22 protein-coding genes and 1 pseudogene are annotated in these 23,252 nt (G+C 70.5%); 19 read left to right on the top strand and 4 right to left on the bottom strand.

Going from position 1 to position 23,252, the window contains the following annotated elements; translation table 11 throughout:
* Positions 1-159 precede the first annotated feature (159 nt).
* The gene (locus tag AC2D9U_RS16085) at positions 160-1,764 is read left to right on the top strand and encodes a Na/Pi cotransporter family protein (protein ID WP_484750827.1); all 1,605 of its coding nucleotides are present in this window, start codon (positions 160-162) and stop codon (positions 1,762-1,764) included.
* Between the two features lie 144 nt (positions 1,765-1,908).
* Here AC2D9U_RS16085 and AC2D9U_RS16080 read toward each other — a convergent pair.
* Positions 1,909-2,131 (bottom strand): annotated as a pseudogene (locus AC2D9U_RS16080) (hypothetical protein); the annotation flags it as partial.
* A 257-nt stretch (positions 2,132-2,388) separates the two neighbouring features.
* On the opposite strand from AC2D9U_RS16080, the gene AC2D9U_RS16075 reads away from it, so the two are divergent.
* Genes AC2D9U_RS16075 through AC2D9U_RS16045 form a run of 7 tightly spaced genes read left to right on the top strand, consistent with a single transcriptional unit; the run spans position 2,389 to position 9,229 of the window.
* On the top strand, positions 2,389-3,687 hold the full coding sequence (locus tag AC2D9U_RS16075) for an ABC transporter substrate-binding protein (protein ID WP_484750824.1): 1,299 nt from the start codon (positions 2,389-2,391) through the stop codon (positions 3,685-3,687).
* 7 nt (positions 3,688-3,694) lie between these two features.
* Entirely contained in the window at positions 3,695-4,636 is a 942-nt protein-coding gene (locus AC2D9U_RS16070; RefSeq protein ID WP_484750821.1) for a carbohydrate ABC transporter permease, read from the top strand.
* Positions 4,636-5,460: a carbohydrate ABC transporter permease gene (locus tag AC2D9U_RS16065; RefSeq protein WP_484750819.1), complete on the top strand. Its 825-nt coding sequence runs from the start codon at positions 4,636-4,638 to the stop codon at positions 5,458-5,460. The genes AC2D9U_RS16070 and AC2D9U_RS16065 overlap by 1 nt, the downstream gene beginning before the upstream one ends.
* Before the next feature lie 20 nt (positions 5,461-5,480).
* Positions 5,481-6,557: an ABC transporter ATP-binding protein gene (locus tag AC2D9U_RS16060; protein ID WP_484750816.1), complete on the top strand. Its 1,077-nt coding sequence runs from the start codon at positions 5,481-5,483 to the stop codon at positions 6,555-6,557.
* The gene (locus AC2D9U_RS16055; RefSeq protein ID WP_484750813.1) at positions 6,554-7,540 is read left to right on the top strand and encodes a Bug family tripartite tricarboxylate transporter substrate binding protein; all 987 of its coding nucleotides are present in this window, start codon (positions 6,554-6,556) and stop codon (positions 7,538-7,540) included. Before AC2D9U_RS16060 ends, AC2D9U_RS16055 begins: the two co-directional genes overlap by 4 nt.
* Positions 7,541-7,555: 15 nt before the next feature.
* Entirely contained in the window at positions 7,556-8,239 is a 684-nt protein-coding gene (locus AC2D9U_RS16050) for an RraA family protein (protein WP_484750810.1), read from the top strand.
* 6 nt (positions 8,240-8,245) lie between these two features.
* Complete coding sequence (locus AC2D9U_RS16045) at positions 8,246-9,229, top strand: NAD(P)-dependent oxidoreductase (RefSeq protein WP_484750807.1); 984 nt, start codon at positions 8,246-8,248, stop codon at positions 9,227-9,229.
* A gap of 39 nt (positions 9,230-9,268) precedes the next feature.
* On the opposite strand, the gene AC2D9U_RS16040 is transcribed toward AC2D9U_RS16045, so the two are convergent.
* Positions 9,269-9,937, bottom strand: a complete 669-nt coding sequence (locus AC2D9U_RS16040; RefSeq protein ID WP_484750803.1) for a GntR family transcriptional regulator — start codon at positions 9,935-9,937, stop codon at positions 9,269-9,271.
* A 295-nt stretch (positions 9,938-10,232) separates the two neighbouring features.
* On the opposite strand from AC2D9U_RS16040, the gene AC2D9U_RS16035 reads away from it, so the two are divergent.
* The 9 genes from AC2D9U_RS16035 (at position 10,233) to AC2D9U_RS15995 (ending at position 18,500) form a co-directional block, all read left to right on the top strand.
* On the top strand, positions 10,233-10,940 hold the full coding sequence (locus tag AC2D9U_RS16035) for a GntR family transcriptional regulator (protein ID WP_484750800.1): 708 nt from the start codon (positions 10,233-10,235) through the stop codon (positions 10,938-10,940).
* A gap of 246 nt (positions 10,941-11,186) precedes the next feature.
* A complete protein-coding gene (locus tag AC2D9U_RS16030) occupies positions 11,187-12,074 on the top strand; it encodes a TauD/TfdA dioxygenase family protein (protein WP_484750797.1) in 888 nt (295 codons plus the stop codon).
* Between the two features lie 34 nt (positions 12,075-12,108).
* Positions 12,109-13,083, top strand: coding sequence for a Bug family tripartite tricarboxylate transporter substrate binding protein (locus AC2D9U_RS16025; RefSeq protein ID WP_484750795.1), 975 nt, complete (start codon positions 12,109-12,111; stop codon positions 13,081-13,083).
* A gap of 30 nt (positions 13,084-13,113) precedes the next feature.
* On the top strand, positions 13,114-14,091 hold the full coding sequence (locus AC2D9U_RS16020; protein ID WP_484750791.1) for a Bug family tripartite tricarboxylate transporter substrate binding protein: 978 nt from the start codon (positions 13,114-13,116) through the stop codon (positions 14,089-14,091).
* 13 nt (positions 14,092-14,104) lie between these two features.
* Positions 14,105-15,175: a TauD/TfdA family dioxygenase gene (locus AC2D9U_RS16015; protein WP_484750787.1), complete on the top strand. Its 1,071-nt coding sequence runs from the start codon at positions 14,105-14,107 to the stop codon at positions 15,173-15,175.
* A 459-nt stretch (positions 15,176-15,634) separates the two neighbouring features.
* Entirely contained in the window at positions 15,635-16,441 is an 807-nt protein-coding gene (gene map, locus AC2D9U_RS16010) for a type I methionyl aminopeptidase (RefSeq protein ID WP_484751193.1), read from the top strand.
* A gap of 11 nt (positions 16,442-16,452) precedes the next feature.
* Positions 16,453-16,851 carry a DUF2306 domain-containing protein gene (locus AC2D9U_RS16005; protein ID WP_484750783.1) on the top strand — a complete coding sequence of 133 codons (399 nt, stop codon included), beginning with the start codon at positions 16,453-16,455 and terminating at the stop codon, positions 16,849-16,851.
* A gap of 29 nt (positions 16,852-16,880) precedes the next feature.
* Positions 16,881-17,621, top strand: a complete 741-nt coding sequence (gene radC, locus AC2D9U_RS16000) for a RadC family protein (protein WP_484750779.1) — start codon at positions 16,881-16,883, stop codon at positions 17,619-17,621.
* A 45-nt stretch (positions 17,622-17,666) separates the two neighbouring features.
* Positions 17,667-18,500: a S1C family serine protease gene (locus tag AC2D9U_RS15995; RefSeq protein ID WP_484750776.1), complete on the top strand. Its 834-nt coding sequence runs from the start codon at positions 17,667-17,669 to the stop codon at positions 18,498-18,500.
* A gap of 148 nt (positions 18,501-18,648) precedes the next feature.
* Here the strand turns inward: AC2D9U_RS15995 and AC2D9U_RS15990 are convergent, their stop codons facing one another.
* Together AC2D9U_RS15990 and AC2D9U_RS15985 are read right to left on the bottom strand one after the other, a co-directional pair.
* Positions 18,649-19,038: a PH domain-containing protein gene (locus tag AC2D9U_RS15990; protein ID WP_484750773.1), complete on the bottom strand. Its 390-nt coding sequence runs from the start codon at positions 19,036-19,038 to the stop codon at positions 18,649-18,651.
* Positions 19,039-19,057: 19 nt separating this feature from the next.
* On the bottom strand, positions 19,058-19,759 hold the full coding sequence (locus tag AC2D9U_RS15985; RefSeq protein WP_484750769.1) for an alpha/beta fold hydrolase: 702 nt from the start codon (positions 19,757-19,759) through the stop codon (positions 19,058-19,060).
* Positions 19,760-20,010: 251 nt separating this feature from the next.
* Here AC2D9U_RS15985 and AC2D9U_RS15980 point away from each other — a divergent pair, with 251 nt between their 5' ends.
* Positions 20,011-21,930 (top strand): DEAD/DEAH box helicase, encoded by a 1,920-nt coding sequence (locus AC2D9U_RS15980; protein WP_484751191.1) that lies wholly within the window; start codon positions 20,011-20,013, stop codon positions 21,928-21,930.
* 93 nt (positions 21,931-22,023) lie between these two features.
* Positions 22,024-23,250 carry an acyl-CoA dehydrogenase gene (locus tag AC2D9U_RS15975; protein ID WP_484750765.1) on the top strand — a complete coding sequence of 409 codons (1,227 nt, stop codon included), beginning with the start codon at positions 22,024-22,026 and terminating at the stop codon, positions 23,248-23,250.
* Positions 23,251-23,252: the final 2 nt, after the last annotated feature.

Here is a 23,252-nt window from a genome sequence, read left to right as displayed (position 1 = left end):
GCGGCGACGCGACAGGATGCGTGATTGCCTTGCGGACAGACATTCCGCCCGGCTGCGTGACATCTGCGCTCACCCCATGGGCCGGGATGCACCAAGCCGGTTGTCCGGCGCTCCGGCCGGAATTGACGCGAGAGACGCAACGCCCGACAGGAGGTGCCGGTGTTCACGCTAGCGGGAACCGTGGCCGGCGGGCTTGGGCTGTTCCTGCTCGCCATGGCGATGATGACGGACGGGTTGAAGCTGGCCGGTGGCCTCTCGATCCGGCGCCTCCTGCGGCAGTGGACCTCCACGGCCTGGCGCGGCGCGCTGGTCGGCGTGCTGGTCACCGGGGTCGTGCAATCCTCCAGCGCAGTCACGGTGGCCACCATCGGCTTCGTCAATGCCGGGCTGATGTCGCTGCGCCAGGCGCTGGCCGTGGTGTTCGGCGCCAATCTGGGCACCACCATGACCGGATGGCTGGTCAGCCTGGTCGGCTTCAACTTCCGGATCGAGACCTATGCCCTGCCGATCATCGCGATCGGCGTGGCGATGCATCTGGGTTCCTCGGCGCCGCGACGGCGCGGGCTGGGCGCGGCGGTGGCGGGGCTTGGCCTGTTCCTGCTCGGCCTCTCCGTCCTGAAGGATGCGCTGGCCGGACTTGGTGGCATGATCGGGCCCGACGCGCTGGCGCTGGGCGGCGTGCTGGGCGTGCTGAGCTTCCTGCTCGGCGGCCTGCTCGTGACTGCGGTGACACAGTCATCCAGCGCCGCGCTCGCCATCTTCATCACGGCGGCGGTGGAAGGGGTCATCCCGCTGGACGCGGCAGCCTCGGCGATCATCGGCGCCAATCTCGGCACCACATCGACGGCGGTGCTGGCGGCGCTGAAGGCGACCACCAACGCCAAGCGCGTGGCGCTGGGGCACATCGCCTTCAACCTCGTTACCGCCTGCGTGGCGCTGGCGGCGCTGCCATGGCTGCTGGAGGGCATCGTCTGGGTCGCCGGGGACGCAGGGGTCGCACCGCAGCTCGCGCTGTTTCACACGATGTTCAACCTGCTGGGCCTGGCGCTGCTGCTGCCCTTCGCCGGGCGCCTGGCCGGCCTGCTCGAACGTATCTTCCGCAGCGCTGATGAGGATCTCGCCCGGCCGCGGCACCTCGACCCCACGGCGGCGGGCGCACCCGATCTCGCCATTGCCGCGCTCTGGCTCGAACTGGGACGACTGCGCGACATCACCGGGCAGGTCTGTCTTGCCGCGCTGCGCGCAGCCGAGCCGCATGGCACGCCGCCAGCTGCCGCGGCGGTGGTGCCGCTCGCCGATGCCATCGCTGACTTCGTGACGACGATGCGCACCGAGAGCATGACGCGCGAGGTCTCCGATGAGTTGCCCCGGGTGCTGCGCACGGCGCGCTACCTGGAGGAAGCGGCGCGGCTTTCCACCGAGGCTGATGCCGCGCACCGCAATGTCGCCGCCAGCCGCCCCGCGGCGGTGCGAGCGCTGGCCGGGGCGGTGGTGCACGAGGCGGCCCGCAGCATCGCGCTGTCATTTGGTGCAGATAGCGATGTCGGCCGTCTCGAGGCCTTCCAGCGCACCTATCAGGCCGGGAAGTCGGGCCTGCTCGCTTCGGCCGCCAGCCGGCAGATGTCCGTCGAGGAGATCGACGAGATGCTGGATGCGCTGAGCGCCATCCGCCGAATGGTGGAGCAGATCGCCAAGGCCGACCGCGAGCTCCATCACGCACAGGCATCCGCCGGCCCGACGGAGCGACTTTCCCACACGCCATGAACTGAGCGTCAGGGCCTGGATGAAGACGGGCGCCGGGTAGCCAGCAGCCAGATCATCGGGCGTCAGAGCGGACCTTCGGGCATCTCGGCAAGCGTCGCGCCACCTGACCAGCCCGCATCGCGTGATCCAGGCTGAAGCTGAGTGGGACATCGCCTTCCGAAGCCGCGCGTTCTCACGCTCGTCCGTTTCAGCGCCCCGAACCCTTCAGCCGCTTCGCCTGGTGCAGTTCCAGACCGCCAAACTCGGTACGCCAGCGGTCGTGGGTCGGCTCCGTCACTCCGATCGCACGCACCGCATCGGCCACCGTCTTGCCCTGACCGACCATCACCTCCGGCCGATGCGCCGTCTTCCTGGCCATCCGAGCCATCCCTCCGCTGCCGCCGGACCAGGCTAGAGCAAGAAATGCGTTCATCAGAACGCAGCGTGCTCTAGCGGCGGACCGCTTCTGCGGGGGGCAGGTCAACCGGCGGCCTGCCGAAGACGGAAACCTGGAGCCGTGTGGAGAGGCTCCCCCTCCCACCCCCTCCAGGTTATCGCAAAAATTATTGACAATCTTGTTCGCCCCAGGGATGCTCGGCCTCGGACGCGTGGCATCCGTCTGCGCGCAAGGGGAGGAATGGCCAGATGACGACGCTTCGTCGCCGCGCTCTCGGCGTGGCCTTCGCCGCGTCCGCGGCGGTCGTGACAGGCCTGGGAAGCGGGCCGGCCGTCGCCCAGGCACAGGAGATCACGCTGTGGTCGCACTGGGCCGCCGAGCAGCCCAAGCGCCAGTTCGTCGAGGAGGCGATCCGCCGCTTCCAGGCCGCCAATCCCGGCGTGACGGTCCGGACCACGTGGTACGAGAAGAACGCGCTCTACGCCGCGCTGCGCACGGCGCTGCGGGCGGGTCAGGGGCCGGACGTCTTCTACGCCGAGCCCGACCAGGTCGAGTACGTCCAGAACAATTTTCTGCTTGACCTCTCCCAGGGCATCAACTGGAACAACGTCGAGCCCTGGGCACGTCAGATCTGGACGCATAACGGCCGCGCCTACGGGCTGCCGCTCGAGGCCTGGACGGTCGAGATGTACGTCAACACGCGCATGCTGCAGGAACTGGGGGGCAGCGTGCCGCCCTCGCTGCAGCACTCGCAGGCGGAGTTCCTCGACCTGGTGCGGCGCGCTCGCGCGCGAAACATCGTGCCCATCTCGGCCGGCGTCGGCGACCGCCCCTTCCCGGGCGCCTTCCTGACGCATGAGACGCTGCTGATGCGCCTCGGCATGCAGGATTACGGCAGGCTACTCGCGGGTGAGATCCGTTGGGACGATCCACGCGTCGTGGAGAGCCTGAGGTTCGTCCGCAGCCTCGTGGATGCGCGCGCCTTCCCGCCGGGTGTCGCGACGATGCAGCTCGGCCAGAGCCACACCTACTTCCACACGAACCCCGGGACGCTCTTCTTCCCGATGGGCTCCTGGTACACCTCGCGCGCCTTCAATCCGGCCGACCAGGGCGGGCAGCCGGCCGACTTCCCGTTGGGCGTCATGCGCATGCCCGCACCGGAGAACGCGGCCTGCGCGCGGTGCCGCACCATCGCTGTCGGCGGCAGCTACGTGGTGAACGCCCGCACGCGCCATCCCGATGCCGCACGTGCCTTCCTGGACGCCTTCGCCACGCCCGAGATGGGCAATCTCTGGCTGCAGAATGTCATGGTGCAGACCGGCATCAAGGCCGATGCGACCCGCATCGAGGGACCGCGCGCCGGCTACTTCCGCCAGCTCGCGGCCGCCAACGAGGGCTCGGACTACTTATTCGGCATCCCGCTGCAGGTTCTGCAAGGCAGGGCGCGCGACACCTTCACCCAGGTCGTCAACAACGCCTTCATCTCGGGCCAGGTCAGCGTGGAAGAAGTGGTGCGGCAGATGAACGCGGCCCAGCAGGCGCGGTGAGCCGGGGGTGAGCGCCTCCAAGGCCGCGCCTCTCCCGGCCTCCGCCGCCCCGCCACCCGTGCGGCTGGCGGAGCGCCCGGCCTGGGCGGCGATCATCCCCTTCCTGCTGCCGGCGGCGATCTTCTACCTGGGCCTCACCGCCTATCCGGTTGTGCGGACCATCTGGAACTCCGTGCACGAGGTGCTGCCCGCCGGCGATGTCTTCGTGGGGGCGGCGCACTACGCCGAGCTCTGGCTGGACGAGACCTTCTGGCGCGCGGTGCGCAACACGCTCACCTGGGCGATTGCCGCGCCGCTGCTTGAGGTGAGCATCGCCCTGCTGCTGGCACTCGCGCTCTACGCCAAGGTGCCGGGCGCGCGTTTCCTGCGCATCGCGTGGTTCACACCGGTGCTGATGAGCTACGTCGTCGTCGGCATCCTCTGGGCCTGGATCTACAACTACGACTGGGGCGCAGCGAACATGCTGCTGCGCGTCGTCGGGCTGGGGGACTGGGCGCGCCCCTGGCTCGGCACCACCGATACGGCGCTGCCGGCGCTGATCCTGGTCACGACCTGGATGTGGACCGGATTCAACATGGTGGTGCTGCTGGCCGCACTGCATTCCCTGCCGTCCGAGGTGATCGAGGCGGCGGAGCTGGACCGCTGCGGCTGGGCGGCGAAGCTCTGGCACGTCGTCATCCCGCTGGTGTGGCCGACGCTGCTGAACCTGCTGGTGCTGTCCTTCGTCGGCAAGATGAAGATCTTCGACCTGGTCTGGATCGCGACCAAGGGCGGGCCGCTCTGGAGCACCGAGACCGTCTCGACCTACACCTACAAGCGCGCCTTCGAGTGGAGCACCTTCGACCTCGGCTATCCCTCCGCCATCGCGACCGTCTGGTTCGTGATCGTGATGGCGGGCGTCGGACTGCTGACCTGGATGCTGCGTCAGCGCCAGAGGCTCGAATATTGATGGCCGCGCGTGTGCTGACCCGGGCGGCCGTGACGCTGCTTATCGTGCTGTGGACCGCCTTCGCGGCGGGGCCACTCTTGTGGGTGGCGATGATCAGCCTGCGTTCCACCAGCGAATTCATGCGTGCGCCCTATGCGCTGCCGGAGGAATGGCGCTTCGGCAAGTACGCCACCGCCTGGACCAGCAGCGGCTACGACACCTACTTCGCGAACTCGCTGGTCGTCGTGCTGTCGTCGGTCGCGATCGTGACCGTGGTCGGCGCGATGGCGGCGCATTGCCTGGCGCGATACCGCTTTCCCGGCAACCGCGTGATCTACTTCCTGATCTTCTCCACGATCGTGCTGCCGCCGCAGATCACCATCATCGCGCTGTTCCAGACGCTGGCGAACCTCGGTCTCTACGATACGCGGATCGGGCTGATCCTGGTCTATGCCGCCATACAGCTGCCGCTGACCGTCTACATCCTGGAGAGCTTCTTCGCGCGCATCCCGGCCGACCTCTTCGATGCGGCGCGGATCGACGGCTATTCGGAATGGGCGACCTTCTGGAAGGTGGCCTTCCCCGTCGCGATGCCGGCGATCGCGACGGTGGTGATCCTGAACACCATCCTGCTCTGGAACGAGTTCCTCTATGCGGTGGTGCTCATCGCCGACGACGCGAAGCGCACGCTGCCGCTTGGGATCCAGAAGTTCATGGGGGACCAGCTCGAGGATTACGGGATGATCGCAACCGGGCTGATGATCGCCATCATCCCTGTCGTGCTGATCTACGCATTCTTCAGCGAGAAGCTGATCCAGGGGATGACCGCGGGTGCCGTGAAATGACGGCTGGAAGGTCAAGGTAGATGGCGAACGTCACGCTCCGCGGCATCGGCAAGCGCTACGACCATGGCACGGCGCGCGCCGTGCAGGACGTCACGCTCGATGTTGCAGACGGCGAGTTCTTCGTCCTGCTCGGCCCCTCGGGCTGCGGCAAGTCCACCACGCTCCGGATGATGGCGGGGCTGGAGAGCATCACGGAAGGCGAGCTCGCGATCGGGGGGCGGCGCATGAACGAGGTGCCCGCGCGCGACCGCGACATCGCGATGGTGTTCCAGTCCTACGCGCTCTATCCGCACATGTCGGTCTACGACAACATGGCCTTCGGCCTGCGTCGCCGAAGCATGGCGAAGGCGGAGATCGACCGCCGCGTGCGGGAAGCCTCGGCCATCCTCGGCCTCGGCCCCTATCTCACGCGGCGCCCGCATGCGCTCTCGGGCGGGCAGCGGCAGCGCGTCGCGGTGGGCCGCGCCATCGTGCGCGACCCCGAGGTCTTCCTGTTCGACGAGCCGCTTTCCAACCTCGATGCGGCGCTGCGCGCCTCGACGCGGCAGGAGCTGTCGCGGCTGCACCGCCGGCTTGGCGCGACGATGATCTACGTCACCCACGACCAGGTTGAGGCGATGACCATGGCCGGCCGCATCTGCATCATGGATGGCGGTCGCGTCGCGCAGGTGGGTGCGCCGCTCGAGGTCTATCACCGCCCGGCGACGACCTTCGTCGCGAGCTTCCTCGGCAGCCCGCCGATGAACCTGCTGCCCGCCTTCTCGGATTCCGGCACGATCCGCATCGGCGAGGCGACGCTGCCCGCGCCCTTCCCGCTCCAGGCCGGCGCGGTGACGCTCGGGATCCGCCCGGAAGACCTGGAACCGGCCGGGGATGGCGCCCTGCGCGGCGAGGTGGTCTCCGTCGAGCCGCTGGGTGCCGAGACGATCCTCGGCCTGCGCCTGCCCGGCGCGGATCGCGACCTGCTGGTGCGCGCAGGCCGCACCGCGACCGCACGGCTCGGCGAGCAACTCGGCCTTCGCGCGCCAACCGCCGCGCTGCACGTCTTCGATGCCGCCAGCGGGCGCCGCATCGAGCCCCAGGGAGTCCCGACATGATCATCCGCCGCAGGGCCGCGCTCGGCCTGCTCGCACTCCTGCCGATCGGCGCGCGCGCGCAAGGCGACAGCGCTGCCGGAGCCTGGCCGCGCCAGTCGATCCGCATCCTGATCCCCTTTGCGCCGGGCGGCGTGCCGGACATCGCAGCGCGGCTGCTGTCACCGGGCCTGCAGGCCGGCCTCGGCCAGCCCGTGCTGGTCGACAACCGACCCGGTGGCGGCGGCACGGTGGCAGCGGAGGCGGCCGCCCGCGCCACGCCGGACGGCCACACGCTGCTGATGACGACGGCCAGCACCCAGGCCATCGCGCCGGCGCTGTTCGCGAACCTGCGCTATGACCCGGAACGCGACCTCGCGCCGGTCTCGTTCATCGCACGCGTCCCGCATGTGCTGCTCGTCCCCCCCTCGCTGAACGTCGCCACCGTCCAGGAACTGGTTGCGTTGCTGAAGCGCGAGCCCGGGCGGCACAACTACGCGTCGTCCGGCGTGGGCGCGCCGCCGCATCTGGCGGGCGAGCTGTTCCGCATGCAGGCCGGCCTGGACGTCACGCATGTGCCCTATCGCGGTTCGGCGCCGGCGCTGACCGACCTCGTCGCGGGGCGCGTCACCTACCTGATCGATGCGCTGCCGCCGGCTTTGCCCTTCATCCGCGACGGGCGGCTGCGCGCGCTCGGCGTCGGCACACGGCAGCGCGCGCGGCTCGCCCCCGACCTTGCCCCGATCGCCGAGCAGGGCCTGCCGGAGTTCGAGAGCTACACATGGGCCGCGCTCTACGCGACGGGCGGCAGCCCCGCCGCCGCCGTCAACCGACTGTCGGAGGAGGTGCGGCGTGCCGCCACAGCGCCCGACGTCGCCGCCCGCTTCGCCGAACTCGGCTATGAGGGGCCACCCACCGGGCCCGCCGAACTTGCCGCGATCCAGCGCGAGGAAGCGCGGAAATGGGGCGAGGTGATCCGTCGCGCCGGCATCCGCCCCGAGACCTGAGACAGGACAATCCGCATGGCCGAAGCCCCCACGCTCACGATCCGGCGCGACTGGCCGCGCCCCTCCGACGCCGATCTCGCCGCGTTCCGCGACGCGCCGACGGGCTGGGTCGTGGATGCCCAGGGCCGACGCGGCGCCCTGCACCACGGCATCCGCGTGCTGACCAGGGCGGCCCGCATCCTCGGCGCGGCGTTGCCGGTCTGGTCGCGCGGGCGCGACAATCTGGCCCCCTATGCCGCGCTCGCCTTCGCGAGGCCCGGCGACGTCCTGGTGATCGCCACCGAGGATTATGAGGCCGCGTCCGTCACCGGCGACATCATGGTCGGCATGGCACGCAACGCCGGCGTCGTGGGCGTCGTGACCGATGGCGTCGTGCGCGACGTGCCGGGCCTCGATGCGGTCGGCATCCCGGTCTTCGCGCGCGGCGTCTCGCCCAATTCGCCGCAGAAGGACGGGCCGGGCACGATCGGCCTGCCCGTCGCGATCGGCGGCATCGCGATCGGCCCGGGTGACCTGGTCCTGGCGGATGGCGATGGCGTCGTCGTGGTTCCTTTCGCGACGATCGCGACCGTTGCGGCCGCGCTCGACGAGGTGCGCGCGAAGGAGGCGCAGATGGATGCCGCCGTGCAGGCTGGCGCGAAGCAGCCGGGATGGCTGGCCGAGCGCCTCTCCCGCCCCGACATCCGCTACGTGGACTGAACCGCCATGCCGAAGGTCGCGTATTGGAGCCACGGCACGCCGGAGCTCTATTCCCTGCTGCGCCGACTATGCCCGCCCGGCCTGGACCTGCTGACGCTTGCAACGGGGAACGAGGCGGAGCGGCTCGCGCTTGCCGCCGAGGCCGATGCCGTGGTGGTCGCCGCGACCCGCTTCACCGACGCGCATCTTGCCGCCGCGCGCGCCCTGCGGCTGGTGCAGCACCAGGGCGTCGGCTGGCAGGACACCGTCGCCTGGCAGGGACTCGCCGCCCGCGGCATCGCGCTCGCAACGACGCCGGAGGGCACAACGGGGCCGGTTGCGGAGATGGCCGTGCTGCTCGCGCTGGCCGCGCTGCGGCGGCTGCCCTTCGCGGACGCGGAACTCCGCCGCGGGCAGTGGCACGTCAATGCGCTGCGCCCGGTCTCGCGCAGCCTGGCGGGGCGCGTGGTCGGCTATGTCGGCTTCGGCCGCATCGGCCAGGCCGCGGCCGAACGGTTCGCGGCCTTCGGCACGAGCGGCCTCTATTTCGACCCGCAGGGCACGCTGTCAGCGACGGAGGAGGCGCGGCTCGGCGTCCGGCGCGCCGTCAGCCTCGAGGCGCTGCTGTCGGAGGCCGACATCGTCTCGCTCCACCTGCCCGTCACGCCGGCGACGCGAAACATCCTGGACGCCGCGGCGATCGCGCGCATGAAGCCCGGCGCCGTGCTGGTGAACACCGCCCGCGGCGGGTTGCTGGACGAGGCGGCGCTGGCCGCGGCGCTACGCTCCGGCCACCTCCTCGCCGCCGGCCTCGACGTGTTCGAGCAGGAGCCGCCGCCGGCGGACCACCCGCTGCTCGGGCTTCAGAATGTGGTGCTCACGCCGCATATCAGCGCCGGCACGCGCGATGCGTTCGAGGAGAAGCTCACCGCCGCGCTCAGCAATGTCGAGGCCTTCTTCGCCGGCCAGCCGATCCGCAACGCGGTGGAGCTGCCCGGCGTCGCGGCATGAGGAGGACAACCTGCGCAGGCCGCCACTGCTGGAGGCCGCCTACTCCGCTGCGGCGGCGATCCCGAGCACGCGCCCATAGGCGCGCTTCGCGAAGCTGGTGTGGCCGACGCACAGCCGCACGAAGCCTTCGCGATCGCCCTGCCGCAGCGCCTCCAGCATGGCACGGTGCTCGTCGCGCGCGCGCTGCGCCAGCGCCGGATCGGCCATGGCGTGGCAGCGGAAGGCAAGCGAAAGCCGCGCATGGTCGCGGATCGTAGCGGCCAGGTGCTGGTTGCCGCAGGCGGCGAAGAGGGCCTCGTGGAAGCGGTCGTTCTCGGCGTGGATGGCCGAGAGGTCGCCACGGTCCACCGCCGCCGCATGCGCCGCCTCGATCGCGGCGAGGGTAGCGAGCAACTCCGGACTGACGGGCAAGGGGATGCGCCGGGCGGCCTCGGCGTGAAGCACTTCCCGCACCTCCGTGATCTCCTCCACCTCGGCGGAGGAGAAGCTCCGGACTTGTGCGCCGCGGTTGGGAACGTGGACGACGAGGCCATCGCGCACCAGCGCCTGCAATGCCGCGCGCACGGCGTGTCGCGTCGCTCCGGTCCGGGCGATGATGTCGTCCTCGACGAGGCGCTCGCGCGGCAGGAGCCGCCCGAACAGGATGTCCTCGCTGATCCGGCCCACGAGTGCCTGGACCGCGTCGGCTGGTCGGCCTCTCTTGCTCATGGAGGCAGACTAGCACGGCTCTACGCAGACCCCGAGTGGCCAATAGTGGCGGGGGTGAGGCGGCTGTGCGTGACGCTCCCGCAGCCCCCGGCCGCTTCGAGTGGGCTTGGTGCGGTGGGGTCAGCAAGTGGCGACGGCGCGGATCCGGGTGCAGCCTCTCCGGCGATGGCAAGCGGCGGAGCCGCGGCAAGCGCCTGGCGTAGCGCGCCGCAACCGGAAGTTCCGGCGGGTGGGTACCGGTGCGACGTCGGAGCCCGCTTCGCGCATGGGCAACGCTTGCGCTACAGTTGGGCCCATGCCGAAGCCTGTCTTGCCGCCCGTCGCTGCGCCTGTTCCTTCCCGAGCGCGCCCCCTTCCGGCGCTGCCCGAGCAGATCGCGGCTGAACTCGCGGCGGCCGTGCTGCGCGGCGAGTACGAGCCGGGCCAAGCCATTCTCGAACAGCGCGTGGCCGCGGCGTTCGATGTCAGCCGCGCCCCGGTGCGCGAGGCGCTGCGCATCCTGGAGCGTGACGGCGTGGTGGTCATGGCGCCGCGCAAGGGTGCGCGAGTGACCAGGCTGACGCGCGTCGAGGTCGCTGAGATCTATGAGGTCCGCGCGCATCTCTTCGGCCTCGCGGCGCGGCTGTTCACGGAGCGATGCTCCGTCGCGGCGCTCGACGCGCTGCGCGCCGGCGTCGATGCGCTTGCGAACCTGCGGACAGGGCCCGGCGAGGATGCGGCCGACATCCATGCGGGCCTCTCGGCGGAGCTGGCGCTCCTGGTGACCGATGGCTGCGGCAACGCGAAGCTCGCGCAGCTCGTCCACCATATGGCGCGGCAGGTGGCGCGCTACACGCGGCTCGGTCTCTCGGCCCCGGAGCGCCGGCGCCAATCCGTGGCGAGCTGGCGCCGCCTGCTGCGGGCCGCCGCGACGCGGGACGGGGCACTGGCCGAGGCGACGGCGCGGCAGATGGTGGAGCGCACCTGCGCGCATGCCGTCGCCCGGCTCGGCGCGGAGGGCTAGAGCAATATGCGTTCAGATGGGTCGCGGCGCTGCCGCGACGCTGAACGCATTTCTTGGCCTAGATTCAATGACTTCCAGGGCACGAGCTGCGTTCATCAGAACGCAGCGTTCTCTAGGGCCGGCCGCCTTCGCCTGAGCGCCCTTCGCCCCAGCCCCCCGGGCAAGCCCGGCGCCGCAGAAACATCTTGCGCTCTCATGTCGACAATCGCACACTCCAACCCGGGAAGAGACGTCGGGAGAGCGGCCATGGGCGATGTTGTTGCAGCGGACAGCTACACCACCGCGCTGGCGGGCCTGCGGATCACGCGCCTCGCGGAGCATGTCGGGGCGCAGGTGGAGGGCCTCGACCTCTCGCGCCCGGTGACCGAGGCGCAGGCGCGCGACGTTGAAGCCGCGCTGGTCGAGCATGGCGTCCTGGTCTTCCGCGGGCAGGAGCTGCCGCCTGCGATGCATGTGGATTTCAGCGGCCGCTTCGGTCCGCTGCACGGACACGTCGTCAGCCGCTTCAACCTCAGGGACCACCCCGAGGTGACGATCCTGTCGAACATCGTGGACGAGAAAGGCGAGAAGATCGGCGCCGACAGGGCCGGCATGATCTGGCACGCCGACACATCCTTCCTCCGCCGCCCGAGCCTCGGCTCGCTGCTCTACGGCGTGGAGTGCCCGCCCGAGGGCGCGGACACGGAATTCGCGAGCATGTATGCCGCGCATGATGCGCTGCCCGCGGATTGGCGGCGCGACCTGCAGCAGCGGCGTGGCGTGCATGACTACGCTTGGCACTACGCCACCTATCTCACGCACCGGAAGCCGCTGACGGCAGAGGAGAAGGCGAAGACGCCGCCGGTGGAACACCCGGCGCTGCGCACCCATCCGGTCACGCGCCGGCGCGCCGTCTATCTCAGCGAGGGTCTGACCCGCAGCATCACCGGCATGGCGGAGCAGGACGGGCGCGCGCTGGTCGTCGAGGTCAGCAACTTCGCGACGCAGCCACGCTTCGTGTATCGCCACCGCTGGGCGGTGGGCGACCTGCTGTTCTGGGACAATCGCTGCACGATGCATCGCGCGACGGAGTTCGACAATCGCCATCGTCGCCTGATGCGGCGCACGACGATCGAAGGCGACGAGCCCTTCTGAACGGCGCGGCCTTGGCAGAGCGGGGAGGAAGGCAATGATCACGCGTCGCGCGGCACTCGCGCTGGCAGGGCTTGCGGTCGCCGCGCCGGCATCGGCGCAGCAGGCAGGCGGCTGGCGACCGGAACGGCCCTTGCGCATCATCGTGCCCTTCGCCGCAGGCGGCAGCACCGATGTGACGACGCGCATCATCGCCGAGCAGCTCGCAGGCCGCCTCGGCCAGGGTGCCGTCGTCGAGAATCGTGCCGGCGCGGGCGGCAATATCGGCGTGGAATACGTCGCGCGCGCAGCGCCTGATGGCTACACGCTGGTCATGGGCACGAGCAGCACCCATGCGGCGAGCGCCGCGCTGCATCGCAGCCTGCCCTTCGACCCGGCAAGGGATTTCGCCCCGGTGGCGCTGGTCTCCTACGTGCCGAACGTGCTGGTCGTGCCGACATCCATGCCGGTGCGCTCGGTGCAGGAATTCGTGGCGCATGCCAAGGCCAATCCCGGCCGTCTGTCCTACGGCAGCGCCGGCTCGGGCTCCTCGCATCATCTCGCGGCCTCGCTGCTGTCGGTGCGCACGGGGATCGAGACGGTGCATGTGCCCTATCGCGGCGGCGCGCCAGCGATGACAGACCTGCTCGCCGGCCAGCTGCAATTCATGGTCAGCCCGATCATCGAGGCGATCGCGCATATCCGCGCGGAGAGGCTGCGCCCGCTCGGCGTGACGACGGCCGAGCGCATGCCGCTGCTGCCCGATGTGCCCGCCATCGGCGAGGCGCTGCCGGGCTACCGCATGGCGACCTGGCTCGGCCTCTTCGCGCCTGCCGGCACGCCCGCTTCCGCCGTCGAGACAATTTCCGCAGCCGTCGATTCCATCCTGCGCGATCCCACGGTCAGGGCGCGGATGCTCGAGCTTGGCTCGGTGCCGCTGGGCGGCACGCCGGCGGAATTCGCGCGCTTCTTCGCGCAGGAAATCCCCGACTGGACCGAACTCGTGCGCATCTCCGGCGCACGCGTCGAATAGCGTTCGCAGACCGCCGAGGAAGGAATGAGGGTGAACAGCAGACGCAGCCTGCTCCAGGCAGCCGCCATCCTGGCCGGCACTCTTCCGATGCGCGCCGCAACGGCCGAGACCTTCCCGCAGCGGCCGATCCGCCTCGTTGTCCCGCTCGCGCCAGGCGGCACCACGGATCTCGTCGCGCGCCTCATGGCCGAGCGTGCCGGGAGCGCGCTTGGCCAGCCCGTGGTGGTGGAGAACCGGCCCGGCGCGGGTGGCACGATCGGCTCGGATGTGGTGGCGCGCGCCGCAGCGGACGGGCACACGATCCTGATGGGCACCATCGGCACCGTGGCCGTGGCGCCGGCGCTCTATGCCAGCCTGCCCTACGACCCGGACCGCGCCTTCGCGCCCATCATCCTGGCGAGCACCAGCCAGTTCGTCGTCGCGGCGCGCAACGGGCTGGCGGTGGAGGATCTGCGCGGCCTGCTGGCCTTCGCCCGGCAGAACCCCGGGCGCCTGAACTACGGCTCGGCCGGCAATGGCAGCACGCTGCATCTCGGCATGGAATTGCTGAACGGCATGGCCGGCACCAGCATGCAGCATGTTCCCTACCGCAGCAGCGGCGAGGTGATGACGGCGCTGGCCGCCGGGCATGTCGATCTCGGCATGCCGGACATGTCCACGGCCCTGCCGCAGCTGCGCGAGGGCAGGCTGCGCGCCCTGGCCGTGACGGGCACGCGGCGCGCGGCGGTGTTGCCCAACGTGCCGACCGTGGCCGAGAGCGGCTTTCCTGGCTTCGAGGTCGGCGTCTGGCTCGGCCTGCTCGCCCCTGCCGGCACGCCCGAGCCGACGATCGCGAGGCTCAACGACGCCTTCGCCCGGGCGCTGCGCGCCCCCGAGACGGTGGAGAGGCTCCGCGGCCTGGACACCGAGGTGGTCGCCAGCACGCCCGATGAATTCGCGCGCTTCATCCGGGCCGAGCGGACGCGCTGGGCCGAAGTCACGCGCCAGGCCGGAATCCGGCTTCAGTGAGGAGAACGACGTCATGACCGAGCACGACGGCATCCTGCGCCAGCCGGTGACGGACCGCAGCGCCTGGACGCGAGCGGAGATGGAGCGCGACACGTCCTGGCGCCACGCGCTCACCCCCACCTACATCGCCGAGATCGACGCGGTGGTCGCGGCGCTGCGGCGCAACGGCCGGACGCTCGAGACCGTGACGCGCGCGGATTTCCCCTTCCCGACCTTCGGCGTCTTCCTCAAGCGCTTCCTCTGGCATGACATCGCCGAGCGGGGGATCGGGGTCATCACCGGCCTGCCGATCGAACGCTACTCGGCGGCGGAAGCCGGCATGCTGTTCTGGGGGATCGGCACGCATCTGGGCATCGGCGTGTCGCAGAACCCGCAGGGCGACCGGCTCGGCAATGTGCGGAGCAAGGGCCTCGACTATGAGGCGATGAATGTGCGGGGCTACCAGACCAACCACCACCTCGCCTTCCACTGCGACCCGTCGGATGTCGTCGGCCTGCTGTGCCTGAACAAGGCGAAGGAGGGCGGGCTGTCTTCCGTGGTCAGCGGAACCTCGATCTACAATGCCGTCCTGGCTGAACGCCCGCACTACCTGCCGATGCTCCATTCGGGCTTCGTCTATGACCGGCGCGGCGAGGAGATGCCCTACCAGAAGCCGATCAGCGAGAAGGTGCCTGTCTTCGCGCATGTCGATGGCGAACTGTCGATCCGGTATGTCCGGCAGTCGATCAAGACCGCTCGGGCCAAGCTCGGCCAGCCGCTGACCGCGGAGGAGAGCGAGGTGCTGGCCTATCTCGACGCGGTCTCGGAGCGCGCGGATTTGGTCCTCTCGATGCAGTTGGAACCCGGCGACATGCAGTTCGCCAACAACTACACCGTGCTGCATTCCCGCACCGGCTATGTGGACCATGAGGATCCGGCCCGCTGGCGGCATCTCTATCGGCTCTGGCTGAAGGTGCCGGGCTTCCGCAAGCTCGACCCGCGGCAGATCGAATATGAGCCGTGGTCGGGCTGGAGCCGGCGCGAGGGGATCCTGCCGCGGGAGGCCCCGATGCCGAAGGAAGTGCTGGACCCGCTGTTCGTCTGATACCCATCGCACAAAGGTTTCACCTTTGTGCCCCTCAGACGCGTCGTGCCGAAGGCACGCCTCCGGCGAGACGCGGGCCGCAAGTCGGAACTTCCTGCGCTTGGTATGAAGGCGGATAAGAGCAGATCCCGGCACCCTGCCGGCGGTGCCAGCCTGCCCTGCCTGCATCCGCTGCCGTCGAGCCGGGCCACACCAGCCGGGCCACAGAGGACGCAGGGCGGGCTTCTTGGGCCGAACGCCGCGATCGGGGTGAACCGGTCTCCGGATCCCGCCGGCGCTCTTTGGCTCACCGTGGAGGATGCGGGCGGTCGGCGGGAGGCAGGCCGTTCCCCCGGCACTGCCGTCTGGCCGGGGGGAAGTCGGGGCGAAAAAGCCCCCCCGCCCGGGCGCCACCATTGCATCCCCGCCCCGCCGCGCGCATTTTCCGCCTTTGGCAGCATGGGTCCGGGCGGCACGACGATGGAGCAGCAGGGCGGCGAATCCCGCCGCATCACGATTCACTCCCCTTCGGATTTCGAGGGGATGCGGCGGGCTGGCCGCCTCGCGGCCGAGACCCTGGACATGATCACCCCGCATGTGAAGCCGGGTGTGACGACCGAGCAGCTCGACCGCATCATCCACGACTACATCCTCGCCCACAACGCCATCCCGGCCACGCTGGGCTATCGCGGCTACACCAAATCCAGCTGCACCTCGATCAACCATGTCGTCTGCCATGGCATTCCCGGCGAGCGCGTGCTGCTCGAGGGCGACATCGTGAATGTCGATGTCACCGTCATCCTCGATGGCTGGCATGGCGACACCAGCCGCATGTTCACCGCCGGCGCGGTCTCCACCAAGGCGCGACTGCTGATGGACGTGACCTATGAGGCGATGATGCGCGGCATCGCGGCGATCCGCCCGGGGGCGAGCCTGGGCGATATCGGCCACGCCATCCAGACCTTCGTGGAGAAGCACCGTTTCTCGGTGGTGCGCGACTTCTGCGGCCATGGCATCGGCAAGCGCTTCCATGAGCCGCCGAACGTGCTGCATTTCGGCCGCCCCGGTGAGGGCCCGACGCTGCGCCCGGGCATGTTCTTCACCGTCGAGCCGATGGTGAATGCCGGCAAGCCGGAGGTGAAGATCCTCGACGATGGCTGGACGGCCGTGACGCGCGACCGCTCGCTCTCCGCGCAGTTCGAGCACATGGTCGGCGTGACGGAAGAGGGCGTGGAGATCTTCACCATCTCCCCGGCCGGGCTGCACCGCCCGCCCTATACGGCCTGAGCGCAAGCCGGGTGAGCCTCGCGCCCCTGCTGGCCGCGCCCCCGTTGATGCAGGCGCATGCGGCGGCGGCGCTGGCCGCGCTGGTGCTCGGCGCGGCGCAGTTCGCCGCCCCCAAGGGCACGCGGCCGCACCGGCTGCTCGGCTATGCCTGGGCCTCGCTGATGGCGTTGGTCGCCCTGTCCTCCTTCGGCATCACCGGGGTGGCGGGCCAGGGGCGCTGGAGCTGGATCCACCTGATCTCGGTCTACACCCTGGGCGCGCTGGTCCTGGCGGTCTGGCAGGCGCGGCAGGGCCGGGTGCGGGCGCACCGGATCAGCATGATCTCACTTTATCTCGGCGCGCTGGTCATCACCGGCGCCTTCACCCTGCTGCCCGGGCGGCGCATGGGGGCGGTGGTTTTCGGCTGGTAGCGCGGCGCGGATTCGGTGCAGGCTGCGGCATGGCGCGCAAGCCGCAACTCGCCGAGGCCTCCGCCGGGCTGCTCGGCCTGCTGATCCCGGAGCCCGAGCCGCAGGGCCATCTCGGCCATCGCGCGCGCATGCGCCGGAAGCTGCTCGGCGCGGGGCCGGAGGCGCTGCTCGACCACGAATTGCTCGAGATGCTGCTCTTCATCGCCCTGCCGCGGCGCGACACCAAGCCGATCGCCCGCGCGCTGATCGCCCGTTTCGGCGATTTTGCCGCCGTACTCGCCGCCGCACCGGAGGAACTCCAGGAAACCGAAGGCATGGGCGAGGCCGGGGCCGCGGCGCTGAAGGCCGTGCAGGCGGCGGCGCTGCGGATGATGCGCGCCGGGCTGCGCGAGCAGCCGCTGCTCAACAACTGGGATCGGCTGATCGGCTATCTCACCGCCGCCCTGGCGCGCGAGCCGATCGAGCAGTTTCGCGTGCTCTTCCTCGACACCAAGAACCGCCTGATCGCCGATGAGGCGCAGGCGCGCGGCACGGTGAACCACACCCCGGTCTACCCGCGGGAGGTGGTCAAGCGCGCCCTGGCCCTGCAGGCGACCGCGCTGGTGCTGGTGCACAACCACCCCTCGGGTGACCCCACGCCCTCGCGCGCCGACATCGAGATGACGCAGGAGGTGAAGGCCGCCGCCACGGTGCTCGGCATCGCGCTGCATGACCACCTCATCATCGGCCGCGGCCGCCATCTTTCCTTTCGCCGCGAGGGGTTGTTGTAGGAACGATTGACCGCAGGCGGCCGCAGGCCACATCCTCACGATATCATGATCCGCCCCCTCCTGCTGACCGCCGCCCTGCTCGGCCTGAGCGCCGCAACGGGTGCGCTCGCGCAATCCAAGCCGGGCGCGCAGGCGCCCGCGGCGGGGGGCTTTCCGCCCCTGCCGACGACCAAGCCCGCGCCACTGCCCCCGGCCGGCGCGCCGGCGCCGCAGGCGGGCAAGCCGGGCGCGCCCCAGGCCGGCGCGGCAGGGCGGCTGCTCTCCACCGGCACGGGTTTCGTGGTGGCCCCCGGCCGGGCGCTGACCAACGCCCATGTCATCGAGGATTGCCGCAGCGTGCGGGTGCGCAATGCCGGCGGGCAGGACCTGGCCGCGCGCGTCATCGCCGCGGATCGTAACCGCGACCTCGCCTTGGTCGAGGTGCCGGAGAATGCCGGCCCCGCGCTCGCCTTCCGGCGGGACATGAACCTCCGCCGGGGCGAGGAAGTGGTGACCTATGGCTTCCCGCTGTCGGGCCTGCTCTCCTCCGGCCCGACGCTGACCACGGGCGAGATCTCGGCCCTGGCCGGGCTGGCCGACAACCCGACGCAGTACCAGATGAGCGCGCCGGTCCAGCCGGGCAATTCCGGCGGTCCGGTGCTGGATCTGGGCGGGATGGTGGTGGCGGTGGTGGTCTCCAAGCTCAACGCCGCGCGGGTCGCCGAGCGGACGGGCGACATCCCGCAGAACGTCAATTTCGCCGTGAAGGGCAGCGAGGCGCTGGATTTCCTGCGCCGCCACAACGTGACGCCGCGGCTGGATCAGGCGGCGCCGCGCACCGCCGCCGATGTGGGCGAGATCGCCCACCCCTCGACGCTCTTCATGCGCTGCATGGGGTAGGGTTTCTTTTTTGCCCTCAAGCGCCGGGCCCCCCGCATCCGCGGGCTTGGCTCGTCACGCCACAGGCGTGCCTTCGGCACGACGCACTTGCGGCGGGCGCCCTTCGGCGCCTCGGCCAGCGCTGCTGGCCGCCACTCACTCGATTAGGCTAACCATCCAAATTCGAGCTCTGCCGCGGCCGGGCGGTGGCGTTCCAGGCGTTGCGGATCGCCTCGCTGACCGCGACCGGGTCGGGGACGCCGCGCAGGACATGGGTTTCCTCGGTACGGCCCTCGGTGCTCTTGATCACCACGTCGCCGATGCCCACCAGCCGGTGCCAGAGCGCCTGCTTGGACACCACGTCGCGGATGCGGAACAGTTCCACATCGTCGCGCACCTTGGTCCAGAAGCCCTGCGCGATGGTCACGCGCTCATTCGTCAGCGTGATTCGCTGGCGGCCGAGGAAGGGCAGGCCGAGCAGCAGGATCGCCACCGTCCCGCGGAACAGGCCGTAGCTGCGCTTGGTCTCGCGCGTCTCAAGGATTGTCGTCTCGGCCATTCGCCTGTTCCGTTTCACATCAGGCTGTAAGCCAGCCGCGCATCAGATGGGTGACCGCCTCGGGCGCTTCCATGGGCGGCAGGTGACCCGCGCCGGGCACGCGGTGCAGCACCGCGCCGGGGATCAGCCCGGCCATCTCCACGGCGAGGTCGGGCGGCGTCAGGGCATCGACCTCCCCCACCACCACCAGGGTCGGCGCGGTGAAGAAGGGCAGGTCCGGGCGGCTGTCCGGGCGGTGCATGATGGCGCGCTGCTGGCGGTGGAAGGCGGGGCGGCCGACCCGCTCGGCCATGGCCATCACCTCGGCGCCGAGCGGGCCCTCGAGATTGGCGGGCGCCAGCAGGCTCGGCAGCAGCCGCGGCGTGACGCCCCGGAACTGGCCGGATTCCGAGAGCGAGAGCAGGCCGCGGCGGCGGCGCGTCTGCTCGGGCGTGTCCGGCCGGGCGGAGGTGTCCATCAGCGCCAGGCGCTGCACGCGCGGCCCGGCCTGGCGCATCACCTCCATCGCCACATAGCCGCCCATGGACAGGCCGCAGACAGCCAGCGGGCCCTCCGGCAACAGCGCCAGGGCGCGCGTGGCCATGGCGCCGATCCGGTCATCCAGCGTCAGGTCCGCCACCACGCAGCGCCATTCGGGCGCAAGCGCTGCGACCTGGTCGCGCCACAGGCGCGCGTCGCAGAGCAGGCCGGGGAGAAGCAGCAGCGTGGGCGGGGCGCTCATTCCCCCCGGCTAGCGCGGTGGATGCCCGGCCCGCAAGCCTTCTTGCCTTGATTTCCGGCCCGTTCCGGCGCATATCCGCCGCGTCCCGCCCGGCCCCGCCAGCCGCGCATCTCGCGCCAGCGGGGCGCCCACCGCCAGGAGCGCCGCGGCGGCGGGCAGGTCCGAGGCGAAGCAGAGAACCAAGACAGTTGAGCGATCATCACGACGCCGCCGCCCCGCGCGCGGCCGAGCCCGAGACCACCGAAACCCCCGTGTCCGCGCAGGCGGTGCCGGTGTCGGGCGACGAGGCTGCGGCCGAAGCGGTGAGCCCGGCGGAGTCCGCCCCGGTCCAGGCCGCGGCTGAACACCCCGCCGAGGCCCCCGCGGGCGAAGACACGACACTGCCGGCCGAGGCCGCGAACGAGCCCGAGAGCGAGGACGCCGAGGCGGAGGACGACGACACGGCCGAGGAGGAAGACGAGGAGGAGGAGGAGGAAGCCGAGCAGCCGCCGCGCACCACCTTCGCCGATCTCGGCCTGTCCGAGCCGATCCTGCGCGCGGTGACCGAGGCCGGCTACCTCTACCCCACGCCGATCCAGGAACAGGCCATCCCCATCGTGCTGATGGGCCGCGACGTGATGGGCTGCGCCCAGACCGGCACCGGCAAGACCGCCGGCTTCACCCTGCCGATGCTCGACATCCTGGCGGGTTCGCGCGCCAAGGCGCGCATGCCGCGCTCCCTGATCCTGGAGCCGACGCGCGAATTGGCGCTGCAGGTCGCCGAGAACTTCGTCAAATACGGCAAGCACCTGAACCTGACCCACGCGCTGCTGATCGGCGGCGAGAGCATGAACGACCAGCGCGACGTGCTCGAGAAGGGCGTGGACGTGCTGATCGCCACCCCGGGCCGGCTGCTCGACCTCTTCGATCGCGGCCGCATCCTGCTGGCGGATTGCAAGGTGCTCGTCATCGACGAGGCCGACCGCATGCTGGACATGGGCTTCATCCCGGATGTCGAGCGCATCGTCTCCTTCCTGCCGAAGATGCGCCAGACGCTGTTCTTCTCGGCCACCATGGCGCCCGAGATCCGCCGCCTGGCCGATGCCTTCCTGCAGAACCCGCGCACCGTCTCGGTCAGCGCGCCGGCCACGGTGGCCTCCACCATCACCACCGGCCTGTTCTGGGTGCGCGAGACCGACAAGCGCGAGGCGCTGCGCCGGCTGATCCGGCGCGAGCAGGTGCAGAACGCGCTGATCTTCTGCAACCGCAAGATCGACGTGGACATCCTCTACAAGTCGCTCAAGCGGCACGGCTTCTCGGTCGGCGCCCTGCATGGCGATCTGGACCAGTCCACCCGCTTCGCCACGCTCAACGCCTTCAAGGCGAATGAACTGCGGCTGCTGGTCTGCTCCGACGTCGCGGCGCGTGGCCTCGACATCGGCGGGCTCAGCCACGTCTTCAATTTCGACGTGCCCTTCCACGCCGAGGATTACGTCCACCGCATCGGCCGCACCGGCCGCGCGGGGCGCGAGGGCCATGCCTATACGCTCGCCGCGCCGGCCGATGCGAAATCGGTCGCGGCGGTGGAGCGCCTGACGGGCAAGCCGATCCCGCGCATGGAGATCGACGGGCTCGACCCGGTGACCGCCGAGGAGATCGCCGAAGGGGCCAAGGCGCGCCGCGGCCGTGGCGGCAAGGTGATGGGCGGGCGCGATGGCGGCCGGGGTGGGCGCGACGGTGGCCGCGATGGCGGGCGCGATGGTGGGCGTGATCGGGGGGGCCGCGATGGCGGCCGCGACCGGGATCGCGGCCCGCGCCGCAGCGAGATCCCGCCCGCGCGCCAGCCCGCGGAGGCCGCCGAGGAAGCCCGCGCCCCGCGCGGCGATCGCGGCCCGCGCGACGGCGGCCGGGGGCCGCGTCCCGGCCGGGATGGCGGTCGTGATGGCCGTCCGCCGCGCGACGCCCGCCCGCCGCGGGATCCGGGGCGCGACGAGCTGCCCGCGCTGCGCGACGAACCGCGCTACGAGAGCCGGCGCGACGAGTTCCGCCGCGAGCGCCGCGAGGATCGCGACGCCGGCCCGCCGGTGCGCGGCTTCGGCGACATGGTGCCGGCCTTCATGACCCTCGTCATTCCCCGCCCGCGCCGCGAGGCGCCGGTGGAGACGCCCGACTCGGACGCGGAAGCCGCCTGATCGCACGCCGCCTGCACAGACGGGCGCGGCATTCTTGACCGCGCCCGGTTCACGCTCAGATGCTGGCGCTGGATTACGCGCCCGGAGGAAGCCATGAACGTCGTCACCCAAGTTGCCCCCGCTGCGGCTCCCGCGAAGAAGAGCAGCCAGGCGCCCTTCACCTGGGACGACCCCCTGCTGCTGGATGAGGCCCTGACCGAGGACGAGCGCATGATCCGCGATGCGGCGCGCGCCTTCTGCCAGGAAAAGCTGATGCCGCGCGTGCTCCTGGCCAACCGGAACGAGAGCTTCGACCGGGAGATCATGAACGAGTTCGGCGAGATGGGTTTCCTCGGCGCCACGCTCGAAGGCTATGGCTGCGCCGGCGTCTCCTACGTCGCCTACGGGCTGATGGCGCGCGAGGTCGAGCGCGTCGATTCCGGCTATCGCAGCGCCTTTTCCGTGCAGTCCTCGCTGGTCATGTTCCCCATCCACGCCTTCGGCTCGGAGGAGCAGCGCCAGAAATACCTGCCCAAGCTGCGCACCGGCGAATGGGTGGGCTGCTTCGGCCTGACCGAGCCCGATGCGGGCTCCGACCCTTCCTCGATGCGCACGCGCGCGAAGAAGGTGGATGGCGGCTACCTGCTGAGCGGGTCCAAGACCTGGATCACCAACTCGCCGATCGCCGACATCGCCGTGGTCTGGGCCAAGGATGATGAGGGCATCCTCCGCGGCTTCATCCTCGAGCGCGGCATGAAGGGCCTCACCTTCCCCAAGATCGAGGGCAAGTTCTCGCTGCGCGCCTCGGTCACCGGCATGATCATGATGGACGAGGTCTTCGTGCCGGAAGACAACCGCCTGCCGGGCGTGAAGTCGCTGGCGGGTCCCTTCCAGTGTCTCAACCGCGCGCGCTACGGCATCGCCTGGGGTGCCATGGGCGCGGCCGAATTCTGCTGGCACGCCGCGCGCGACTACACGCTGAACCGCAAGATGTTCGGCCGCCCCCTGGCGCAGACGCAGCTCGTCCAGAAGAAGCTGGCCGACATGCAGACCGAGATCACGCTCGGCCTGCACGCCGTGCTGCGGGTGGGGCGCCTGTTCGACGAGCACAAGGCCGCGCCGGAGATGATCTCCCTGGTCAAGCGCAACAATTGCGGCAAGGCGCTGGATATCGCCCGCGTCGCGCGCGACATGCATGGCGGGAACGGGATCGTGGACGAGTACCACGTCATCCGCCACGTCATGAACCTCGAGACGGTGAATACCTATGAGGGCACGCATGACGTGCATGCCCTGATCCTCGGCCGCGCCCAGACCGGGCTGAATGCCTTCGGCGGCTGAAG

Source organism: Roseomonas sp. TF40 (genome assembly GCF_057219975.1).
The sequence above is the reverse complement of the archived record's forward strand: the minus strand, read 5'-3'. Positions and strand labels throughout refer to the sequence as shown.

Coding starts and splice junctions, on each gene's coding strand:
- AC2D9U_RS16075 (WP_484750824.1), top strand. CDS start 2,389: ATGACGACGCTTCGTCGCCGCGCTCTCGGCGTGGCCTTCGCCGCGTCC.
- AC2D9U_RS16065 (WP_484750819.1), top strand. CDS start 4,636: ATGGCCGCGCGTGTGCTGACCCGGGCGGCCGTGACGCTGCTTATCGTG.
- AC2D9U_RS16060 (WP_484750816.1), top strand. CDS start 5,481: ATGGCGAACGTCACGCTCCGCGGCATCGGCAAGCGCTACGACCATGGC.
- AC2D9U_RS16055 (WP_484750813.1), top strand. CDS start 6,554: ATGATCATCCGCCGCAGGGCCGCGCTCGGCCTGCTCGCACTCCTGCCG.
- AC2D9U_RS16050 (WP_484750810.1), top strand. CDS start 7,556: ATGGCCGAAGCCCCCACGCTCACGATCCGGCGCGACTGGCCGCGCCCC.
- AC2D9U_RS16045 (WP_484750807.1), top strand. CDS start 8,246: ATGCCGAAGGTCGCGTATTGGAGCCACGGCACGCCGGAGCTCTATTCC.
- AC2D9U_RS16040 (WP_484750803.1), bottom strand. CDS start 9,937: ATGAGCAAGAGAGGCCGACCAGCCGACGCGGTCCAGGCACTCGTGGGC.
- AC2D9U_RS16035 (WP_484750800.1), top strand. CDS start 10,233: ATGCCGAAGCCTGTCTTGCCGCCCGTCGCTGCGCCTGTTCCTTCCCGA.
- AC2D9U_RS16030 (WP_484750797.1), top strand. CDS start 11,187: ATGGGCGATGTTGTTGCAGCGGACAGCTACACCACCGCGCTGGCGGGC.
- AC2D9U_RS16025 (WP_484750795.1), top strand. CDS start 12,109: ATGATCACGCGTCGCGCGGCACTCGCGCTGGCAGGGCTTGCGGTCGCC.
- AC2D9U_RS16015 (WP_484750787.1), top strand. CDS start 14,105: ATGACCGAGCACGACGGCATCCTGCGCCAGCCGGTGACGGACCGCAGC.
- map (WP_484751193.1), top strand. CDS start 15,635: ATGGAGCAGCAGGGCGGCGAATCCCGCCGCATCACGATTCACTCCCCT.
- radC (WP_484750779.1), top strand. CDS start 16,881: ATGGCGCGCAAGCCGCAACTCGCCGAGGCCTCCGCCGGGCTGCTCGGC.
- AC2D9U_RS15995 (WP_484750776.1), top strand. CDS start 17,667: ATGATCCGCCCCCTCCTGCTGACCGCCGCCCTGCTCGGCCTGAGCGCC.
- AC2D9U_RS15990 (WP_484750773.1), bottom strand. CDS start 19,038: ATGGCCGAGACGACAATCCTTGAGACGCGCGAGACCAAGCGCAGCTAC.
- AC2D9U_RS15985 (WP_484750769.1), bottom strand. CDS start 19,759: ATGAGCGCCCCGCCCACGCTGCTGCTTCTCCCCGGCCTGCTCTGCGAC.
- AC2D9U_RS15975 (WP_484750765.1), top strand. CDS start 22,024: ATGAACGTCGTCACCCAAGTTGCCCCCGCTGCGGCTCCCGCGAAGAAG.